Origin of the sequence: Vogesella oryzae, assembly GCF_902829295.1 — a bacterium.
Taxonomy (GTDB): domain Bacteria; phylum Pseudomonadota; class Gammaproteobacteria; order Burkholderiales; family Chromobacteriaceae; genus Vogesella; species Vogesella oryzae.
In genome coordinates this window covers 151,370-160,759 of the sequence record NZ_CADEPL010000002.1, presented here as the reverse complement: position 1 = coordinate 160,759, position 9,390 = coordinate 151,370, and the positions used below count along the sequence as shown (strand labels likewise).

7 protein-coding genes are annotated in these 9,390 nt (G+C 63.3%); all 7 read left to right on the top strand.

The window, feature by feature from the left end:
- Position 1: 1 nt before the first annotated feature.
- The 7 genes from HU218_RS01315 to HU218_RS01285 all read left to right on the top strand — a co-directional run bounded on the left by HU218_RS01315 (position 2) and on the right by HU218_RS01285 (position 9,281).
- The gene (locus HU218_RS01315; protein ID WP_246210689.1) at positions 2-1,165 is read left to right on the top strand and encodes a lipoprotein-releasing ABC transporter permease subunit; all 1,164 of its coding nucleotides are present in this window, start codon (positions 2-4) and stop codon (positions 1,163-1,165) included.
- Positions 1,158-1,841: a lipoprotein-releasing ABC transporter ATP-binding protein LolD gene (gene lolD, locus HU218_RS01310; RefSeq protein WP_174873105.1), complete on the top strand. Its 684-nt coding sequence runs from the start codon at positions 1,158-1,160 to the stop codon at positions 1,839-1,841. Before HU218_RS01315 ends, lolD begins: the two co-directional genes overlap by 8 nt.
- A 23-nt stretch (positions 1,842-1,864) precedes the next feature.
- Positions 1,865-3,154, top strand: coding sequence for a mechanosensitive ion channel family protein (locus HU218_RS01305; protein WP_174873104.1), 1,290 nt, complete (start codon positions 1,865-1,867; stop codon positions 3,152-3,154).
- 1 nt (position 3,155) lies between these two features.
- Entirely contained in the window at positions 3,156-3,770 is a 615-nt protein-coding gene (locus HU218_RS01300; RefSeq protein WP_174873103.1) for a response regulator transcription factor, read from the top strand.
- Positions 3,767-4,201: a dihydroneopterin triphosphate diphosphatase gene (gene nudB / locus HU218_RS01295; protein ID WP_174873102.1), complete on the top strand. Its 435-nt coding sequence runs from the start codon at positions 3,767-3,769 to the stop codon at positions 4,199-4,201. The genes HU218_RS01300 and nudB overlap by 4 nt, the downstream gene beginning before the upstream one ends.
- An 83-nt stretch (positions 4,202-4,284) precedes the next feature.
- Complete coding sequence (locus HU218_RS01290) at positions 4,285-4,992, top strand: response regulator (protein WP_174873123.1); 708 nt, start codon at positions 4,285-4,287, stop codon at positions 4,990-4,992.
- A 32-nt stretch (positions 4,993-5,024) separates the two neighbouring features.
- Positions 5,025-9,281, top strand: a complete 4,257-nt coding sequence (locus HU218_RS01285; protein ID WP_174873101.1) for an ATP-binding protein — start codon at positions 5,025-5,027, stop codon at positions 9,279-9,281.
- Positions 9,282-9,390: the final 109 nt, after the last annotated feature.

Sequence of the window (9,390 nt, the reverse complement as noted above, 5' to 3'; positions counted from 1 at the left end):
GTTGTCGGTCATCGGTATTGCGCTTGGCGTGGCGGCGCTGATCGTGGTGCTGTCGGTGATGAACGGTTTCCAGCAGGAAATTCGCGGCCGCATGCTGTCGGTGGTGTCACACCTGGAGGTCTCCAGCTACGACGGCCGCATCGGCGGCTGGCAACCGTTGGCCGCCACGCTGGCAAAACAGCCACATGTGCTGGCGGCAGCGCCGTATGTCAGCGCCCAGGGGCTGCTGTCCAGCGGCGGTAATGTGCGCGGTGCCATGGTGCGCGGTATCGACCCTGCGGCCGAGAGCCAGGTGGTGACGCTGGGCAAGCAGATGCTGCGCGGCAAGCTGGCGTCGCTGCAGGGCGGTGACTTCAATATCGTGCTGGGGGTGGAACTGGCGCGCGCGCTGGGGGTGGAAGTCGGCGACAAGGTGACGCTGATTACGCCGCAAGGCAATGTCACGCCGGCCGGCATGATGCCGCGGCTGAAGCAGTTCACCGTCAGCGGTATTTTCAAGGCCGGCATGTTCGAGTACGACGCCTCGCTGGCGATGATCTCGCTGCGCGATGCTCAGGTGCTGTTCCGCCTGGGGCAGGATGTGTCCGGCGTGCGCCTCAAGCTGGATGACCCGATGCTGGCGCCGCAGATGAAAGTCGCGCTGGCGCCGGTGCTGACGGCCAACCAGGTGGCCACCGACTGGACCGACATGAATGCCAACTACTTCCGCGCGGTGCAGATCGAAAAACGCATGATGTTCATCATCCTGACGCTGATCGTGGCGGTGGCTGCCTTCAACCTGGTGTCCACACTGGTGATGGTGGTCACCGACAAGCAGGCCGATATCGCCATCCTGCGGACGCTGGGTGCCAGCCCTGGCAGCATCATGAAGATATTCGTGATCCAGGGCTCGGTGGCGGGGGTGATGGGCACCATTGCCGGTGTCGCCGGCGGCCTGTTGCTGTCGTTCAACCTGGGCACAGTGCAGCATGCGATCGAAAGCGTTATCGGTGCGCGGCTGCTGTCCAGCGATGTGTACATGATCGATTTCCTGCCGGTGGACGTGCAGCCTAACGATGTCATCACCATTGCGGTGATTTCCCTGTTGCTGTCGTTGCTGGCCACGCTGTACCCCAGCTGGCGTGCGGCACGTACCCGTCCGGCGGAGGCATTGCGCTATGAGTGAAGAAGTATTGTCCTGCCGCCAGCTGTCGCGGCGTTACCGCGAAGGCGAGCTGGACGTGGAAGTGCTGCGCGGCATCGACCTCAACGTTGGCCGCGGCGAGCGGCTGGCGATCGTCGGTGCCTCCGGCAGCGGCAAGAGTACGCTGCTGCATCTGCTCGGCGGGCTGGATACGCCCAGCGGTGGCGATGTCCGTCTGATGGGCCAGCCGCTGGCCGACATGTCCGAAGTCGCGCTGGGGCAGTTGCGCAACCGCCATCTGGGCTTCGTCTACCAGTTCCACCACCTGCTGCCGGAATTCAGTGCGCTGGAAAACGTGATGATGCCGTTGCTGATCCGCCGCCTGCCGCGGCACGAGGCGGCGGCGCAGGCCAGCACCATGCTGCAGCAGGTCGGGCTGGGCGCGCGGTTGCAGCACAAGCCGGGCGAGTTATCCGGTGGCGAGCGCCAGCGCGCCGCCATTGCCCGCGCGCTGGTGACCAAGCCGGATTGCCTGCTGGCCGACGAGCCGACCGGCAACCTCGACCGCGGCAATGCCGACGCGGTGTTCCAGCTGATGCTGGAGCTGAATGCCACGCTGGGCACCAGCCTGATCATCGTGACTCACGACCACGAGCTGGCCAGCAAGGTTGGCCGCGTGCTGACACTGGGGCCGGATGGCTTGTCCGCCAGCCATTGAACCCGTACTGACAAGGAAACTACATGCTGGGGCACGGTACCGAACCGCTGACTTTTGATCGCCTGATGGATGCGCTGCAAGGGCCGACCGGCTGGCTGGAGCTGGTTATTGCCGCCGTCTGCGTGTTGCTGTCCTATGTGCTGTCACGCCGTATCTATCGCCGCTATTTCGGCGCGGCCCCGGACAGCTGGGGCTTCGGCAAATATCTTGCTTACCGGCTGGTGTTCCCGCTGTCGGCACAGCTGATGACGCAGCTGGCCGGCCTTGGCTGGCATCTGCAGCAGCACGGCAAGTCGCAACTGCTGGTGGTCATCGCCACGCTGCTGTTCTGGCTGTCGCTGATCCGGGTGCTGACCGCGGTGGTGCGCCATGCGCTGCCGGCCGGCAAGTTCGAACGCAACGGCGAGAACTTTGTCGCCATGCTGTTGTGGCTGGGTTTTGCCAGCTGGGCGACCGGCTTCGACGTGGTGGTGCTGGACTGGCTGGAGTCCATCGACTTCCGGGTCGGCAAAACCGAAATCAATCTGTTGATGATCCTGTCGGCGCTGGTGTGGGTATCTGTGATCATGGTTGGCGCACTGTGGGTCAGCAAGCTCATCGAAGGCAAGGTGATGCGGCTGTCCGAGGTGGATCTCAACCTGCGGCTGGTGTTCATCAAGCTGGCGCGTACCCTGCTGATCATTGCCGCGGTGCTGATCGCGCTGCCGCTGGTCGGCATCGATCTCACCGTGCTGTCGGTATTTGGCGGCGCGCTGGGCGTAGGCCTGGGTTTCGGCCTGCAGAAGATCGCCAGTAACTATGTGTCGGGCTTCATCATCCTGCTGGATCGTTCCATCCGCATCGGCGACCGGCTGATGGTGGAAAACCGTACCGGTTATGTCAGCAAGATCACCTCGCGCTATGTGGTGCTGAAAACCGCCGATGGCTCGGAGGCGCTGGTGCCGAACGAAATGCTGATCGCGAATACCGTGGTCAACCAGTCGTACTCGGACAAGTCGCTGTGGATCAGCCTGCCGGTACAGGTTGCCTACGGCACCGATCTGCCGCAGGCACTGGCACTGCTGCGCCAGGCTGCCGATCATCCGCGGGTGAAGAAAGACCCGGCGCCGGCGGCGTTTGTGGTCACCTTTGCCGATTCCGGTATCAATCTGGAGTTGGGTATCTGGGTGGTAGATCCGGAAAACGGCATGCTGGGGCTGCGCTCCGACATCAATTTGCGGATCTGGCAGCTGTTTGGCGAGCATGGTATCGAGATCCCCTTCCCGCAGCGCGAGGTGCGCCTGCTGGGTGGCTCGGCAGCCGGAGAGGTATGACATGCAACGACTGGCGGTAATCGATGATGATCTGGCGGTGCGGCAGTCACTGCTGTGGTTGCTGGAGTCGCCTAGTCTTGGCGTCAGCGGCTACGACAGCGCCGAAGCATTTCTGGACGGCGCGGAGGCGGCCAACTTCAATTGCCTGATTGTCGATCTGCGCATGGGCGGCATGAGCGGCATCATGCTGCTGGAAAAACTGGCCAGCCAGGACTATTGCCCGCCGGTATTGATGCTGACCGCACATGGTGACGTGCCGCACGCGGTGGCGGCATTCAAACTGGGGGTGGTGGATTTCCTGGAAAAACCATTCGATGACCGTCACCTGCTGAAACTGGTCGAGGAATGTCTGGCGCGAGATACCGAGGCGCGGGGGCGTTTTCTGCGCCGCCGCCAGGTCGCCGATGCGTTGCAGACGCTGACCGAGCGCGAGCGCGAAGTCATGCAGCACATCCTGGCCGGCTTGCTGAACAAGCAGATTGCCGAGGTGCTGAGCATCAGCATGAAGACCGTGGAAGTGCACCGTGCCCGGGTATTCGAGAAAATGGGCGTCAAATCGGCGGTGGAGCTGGCCGGTCTGATTGGCGTGCTGGAAGACAAGGGCGGCAAGTCGTGAAGCCTGCCAAACAGCCGGTATCGGTACTGGTGGTGATTCACACGCCGGATTTGCAGGTGCTGCTGATCGAGCGGGCCGACCGTCCGGGTTTCTGGCAATCGGTGACCGGCAGCCGCGAAGGTGACGAGCAGCTGATCGACACCGCCCGCCGCGAGGTGGCCGAGGAAACCGGCATCGATGCGGCCAACCTGTGTGACTGGCAGCAGCAGAACGTCTACGAAATCTACCCGCACTGGCGCCATCGCTATGCGCCGGGCGTCACCCACAACACCGAGCACGTCTTCAGTCTGGAACTGCCTGCCCCGCAGCCGGTGAAGTTGGCTGCGGGCGAGCACCTCGCCTGGCAGTGGCTGCCGTGGCAACAGGCGGCAGAGCTGGTGTTTTCGCCATCCAATGCTGTTGCCATACGACAACTAGCTAGTCGGTGTTGATTCATTCTTGATTGCTAACAATTCTTGCGGCGATTAATTAGCGCTACCATCATGTAGTAGCGAGTTACGCTTCCGGAAGAATGATGACTATCAATTTCGACAAGCTGCATGTGCTGGTGGTCGATGACCAGCTGCTGGTCCGCACACTGCTTGTCAAGGCACTGCGCGAGATGGGCGTGCGCGACGAGAATATCTACCAGGCTGTCGATGGTGCCACCGCCAAGCGGGCGCTGGATGCCAAGACGGTGGATGTCGTGCTGTGCGATCTGCAGATGGAACCGATCAACGGCATGGATCTGCTGAAGGAAATCCGTTGCGGCATGACCATGAACGTCTCCACGCTGCCGTTCGTCTTCCTGTCCGGTCATGCCGAAAAAACCAATATCGTGTTGGCCGCACGGCTGCATGCCGACGGCTTCATCATCAAGCCGCCCAAGCCGGTGGAGCTGGAACGGCACCTGCTGGAGGCGCTGAACCGGCAGCGGCCGGAGGCCGACCCGTTTGCCTACTGCAACATTCCCACCGGTACCCGTCACGACAAGCACCTGTTCGGCGAAATGATTGCCGAGGCGGCGCTGCGCATGGACGAGAACCAGACACCGGTGGAGAGTGTCGCGCTGGCCGATGTCAAGCCGGGGCGGATTCTGGGGGCGGATCTGCGCAGCCAGAGCGGCCACCTGCTGTTGCAACGCGGTGCCAGCATTACCCGCACCCAGTTGCGGGTATTGCGTGAGTTTTCCGATCGTTTTGGCGTCAGCAGCATCGTGCTGACCCAGCCTGGCGACGAATAAGCTTGCCGCAGTCTGGCAGCGGGGGAGAGGGCATGGATACGCTACCAAGTGGGGGGAACCAGACCGCCGCGATAGGCCGTGCCATCCGCTTGACCGTGCTGGTGCTGGGCGGTTTGCAGTTGCTGGTATCCATGTTATTGCTGTTGTCCGGTTTTCACGGTTACCGCAAGGCCAGCGAGCATGAAGCGCTGAATACGGCCAACCAGGCACTGTTCAGTGCCGGCCAGCAACTGGAGCGGGAAAACAACCAGACGCTGGCGCTATTGCTGGCCGCCACGCCACCGACCGCGGATGCGCTGGCGGAGCTGGCAGCGACCCGGAGCAAAACCGACCGGCTGCTGCAGCAGCAGTTGCAGGACGGAGGTGCGGCACGGCAGCCGGCTGCCGGTGCAATGCTGGCGCGGCTCCAGCAGCATCTTGTCACCCTGCAGAAGCGGCGCCAGCAAGTAGACCAGGACTTGCGGCAACGGCCCTATGTTTTTGACGAAAATGCGCTGTCGTCGTGGAAGCTGACGATCGGCCCGCTGTTCGACACCCTGGACAACCTTCTGGAGCAGGACTCCTTCTGGCTGGTGGACGAGTCCGATCCTGCGCTCAACCGCATGGCGGCGATGAAGTACCAGGTCTGGCAACTGGGCACCATGCTGCAGGCCGAATCCAATGCCTTGCTGCAACGGGCGTATTTCGCCCGGCCACTCAACAGTACCGACGAATACGAATTACTGCGCAAGCAGGAGCAGGGGCAGCTGCTGCTGGGTAACTTGCGTGGTGGCATCCGCTTCCTGGGCGATGCGCAGCTGCAGCAGCAACTGTATCGAGTCAGCGATCTGGTCTGGCGGCTGCGCAGCAGCAGCGAGCAGCAACACAGCCTGTTGCAGCGGGAGGCGGTCGGGCAGTTGCCGGTACAGCAGTACCGGCAGCTGCACCGCGAGGCCCGGCTGCAGCTGGGAGCGCTGTTCAAGGTGCTGACCGATGTCATGGCAACACGGGTAGTCGACTACAAGGCCAATTACCGCCGCGAGCTGATTACCAATGCCGGTATCGCCTTGCTGGCGCTGGGGCTGTACCTGTACTTGCAGCTGCGCATGCGTCACAGCATCCTGCAGCCATTGCAGCGTATGCAGCGACTACTGGATGCCGCTGTCGATGCCATTGTTACCGTCGATGGCGAGCAAAGAATCCGGGTGGCCAACCGTGGTGCCATCGGCATGTTCGGTTATGGCCGCAACGAGCTGCAGGACATGCCGATCTCGCGGTTGCTGCGGTGCGAAGCGCTGCAGCAGCTATGGCACAGCGACAGTACCGGACAGCCTCCACCAATGAGCGGTTACGGCATTCATGCGGATGGCCGCCGCTTTTATGCCACGATCGCGCTCAGCCGCCTGCCCGCCAGTGACGATGGCGGTGAGCGCTATATGCTGATCATCCGCAACGAGCAGGAGCGGCATGAGGCCGAGGAGTCGCTGGCGCACAGCATGCAGTTACTGGGCGCCATCCACCATGTGGAAAGCCTGTTGCTGGCGCGCAGCGCACGGCGCACGGTGTACCACGAAGTGCTGTTCAGCCTGCTGCAGTACTGCGGTTGCAGTGATGGCGTCATTCTGGCGCTGCAAAGCGGTCACGACGGACAGGACTTGTTCCTGCAGCAGGCCAGCATCGGCAGCGCGCCGCGGCCGGCATGGGTCGATGACTTCCTGGCATTGCCGGTGGTGCAGGCGATGCAGCTGGGGCAGCAACACAGCGTATTGCAGCAGGATGGCTGGTGTTTTCTGCTGGTGCACGTCGACAGCCGCACGGTAATGGTGGCCGGACTTGCGGCCAACCTCGATGCCCTGCAACAGGTGGAATTACAGCCCTTGCTGGCAGCCGGCAGCAGCATTGTGCGCTTCTATGCCGAAGAGGACCGCCGCTGGGCGTCGGAGCACCATCTGCGCGAAGTGCTGCAAATGGAGGAGGCCATTTACAGCGCCTCGCCGGTAGGTTTGCTGCGGCTGGACAGTCACTACGACATCGTGCGCGCCAATACGGCCGGCTGCAGCTTGTTCGGCGTGGCCGATGGCGGCCTGCATGGTGTCGGCTTGCGGCAATTGCTGGCCGATGACAGCGGCTGGCAGCAGGTACTGGCCAAGCTGCAGCTGGCCGAGCAGCAAAACAGCCAGATCAGCCTGGAAGTGGAATGCCGGCATTACAGCGGGCAGCATATCTGGGTGCTGGTCAGTGGCCAGTTGCTGCTGCCGGAGATGCCGCAGCAGGGGCTGATCCTGGCCTGTCTGGACATTACCGAGCGCCGTGCCGCGCGCGACGCCCTGAGCCAGGCGCACGACCAGGCGGCAGCCGCCCGCCAGCAACTGGAGGTCGCCATCGAGTCGCTGGAAGAGGCCTTTGCCTTCTTCGATACCGCCGACCGGCTGGTATTGTGCAACCGTCGCTATGCCGAGCTGATCGGCGCCGGCCTGCCGCCTACCGGCCTGCAAGGCTGGCATTTCGAGCAGCTGCTGCGTACCGGGCTGCAGAACCATGAACATCCGGATGACCCGTTCGCCATCGATGACTGGGTGGCCGAGCGCCTGCGCCGCCATGCCAGCGGACAGGCATCGTTCCAGCTCAATATCGGCGAGCGCTGGTACCAGCTCAGCGACCATGCCATTGCCGGCGGCGGCTCGGTCTGTATCTATGCCGATGTCACCGGCCTCAAGCAACAGGAGATGGATTTGCTGCTGGCGCGCGATCAGGCCGAGCAGGCCAACCGTGCCAAGAGCGCCTTCCTTGCCACCATCAGTCACGAAATCCGCACCCCGATGAATGGCGTGCTGGGCATGCTGGAGCTGCTGGCGCTGACACCGCTGGATGCCGGACAGCGTGACAGCATCGACACCATCCAGGATTCGGCACAGACCCTGTTGCGGCTGATCGACGACATCCTCGACTTCTCCAAGATCGAGGCCGGCAAACTGGATATCCAGCCGGAGCCGGCATCGGTCGCCAAGCTGATGCACAAGGTCCACCAGCTATACAGCGACATGGCGCAGCGCAAGGGGTTGGCATTCACGCTGCAAGTCGACCCGACGGTAGTCGGCACGCTGCTGGTGGATCCGATACGGCTGCGGCAGATCCTGCAGAATTTCTGCAGCAACGCGGTAAAGTTCACCGAGCGCGGCGAGATCGTACTGCGCGTGCAGTGTCTGGAGGACAGCGACAACAGCCAGACATTGCGTTTCGATGTGGTCGATAGCGGCATCGGTATCGCCGCAGAGAACCTGTCACGACTGTTCGAGCCGTTTACCCAGGCCGAAAGCACCACCACGCGGCGCTTTGGCGGCAGCGGGCTGGGGCTGGCCATCTGTCGCAGCCTGGCGCGGCTGATGGGCGGGCAGGTGGCGCTGGCGAGCGTGCCGGGCGAGGGCACCACGGCGACGCTGCAGCTGACGCTGGCCAAGACCGATGCCGTGGCCGTACCGGCAGTGCCAGCACCGCAAACGCTGCGGCAGCCGTCCGTGCGGCAACAGCTGCCGGTACTGTTTGTCGAGGACAACCCCACCAACCGCAAGCTCACCATCAAGCAGTTCGGCATGCTGGGCTACCCGCTGGAAGTGGCGGAAAACGGTGTCGAGGCCATGCATTGCTGGCAGCGGCAAGCGTACGCGCTGATCCTCACCGATTGCCACATGCCGCAGATGGATGGCTACGAGCTGGCGCGGACCATCCGCTACTACGAGTCGGCGCTGGACGATGCGCGGCATATCCCGATCATTGCCTGCACCGCCAACACCTCGCAGGAAGAGGTGGAGAAAACTCGCGAAGCCGGCATGGACGACTTCTTGCCCAAGCCGCTGGGGCTGGAGGCGCTGGCGGCCATGCTGGAGAAGTGGCTGCACCATGCCTGGTCACCGGCGGCCGCCCCTGTCAGCCAGGAACAGGTGGCGACGGCCAGCGCGCCGGCGCCAGACATGGAATCACAACCGCTGGATCGCAGCGTGCTGGCGGTATACAGCAGTGGCGACTGGTCGGTGGAGCGCGACATCCTGGACGACTTCCTGCATGGCAACGATGAAGACATGGCGGCATTGCAGCAGGCTGTCAGCGAGGCCAATCCGGAGCGGATTGTGTGGGCGGCGCACCGCATCAAGGGGGCCAGCCGGATGGTAGGCGCCAACCGGCTGGGCGAAGCCGCTGCCGCGCTGGAGGCCGCGGCACATGCCGGCGACCAGTCGCAGATGGCGGCCGCCTGGCCGGCACTACAGCAGTCGCTGCAGCAATTGCGGGACTGGCTACAGGCGCAGCCGGCTTGAGCCGGGCGGTCGAAAGCTTGTGTTGGGTCAGCCGGCGGTGCACGGCGGCATCATGCGGCGCCAGCGCTGGCGTAGACTGCAAGAGAGGACCGGCGTTGGCCGCATAGGC

Coding starts and splice junctions, on each gene's coding strand:
- lolD (WP_174873105.1), top strand. CDS start 1,158: ATGAGTGAAGAAGTATTGTCCTGCCGCCAGCTGTCGCGGCGTTACCGC.
- HU218_RS01305 (WP_174873104.1), top strand. CDS start 1,865: ATGCTGGGGCACGGTACCGAACCGCTGACTTTTGATCGCCTGATGGAT.
- HU218_RS01300 (WP_174873103.1), top strand. CDS start 3,156: ATGCAACGACTGGCGGTAATCGATGATGATCTGGCGGTGCGGCAGTCA.
- HU218_RS01290 (WP_174873123.1), top strand. CDS start 4,285: ATGACTATCAATTTCGACAAGCTGCATGTGCTGGTGGTCGATGACCAG.
- HU218_RS01285 (WP_174873101.1), top strand. CDS start 5,025: ATGGATACGCTACCAAGTGGGGGGAACCAGACCGCCGCGATAGGCCGT.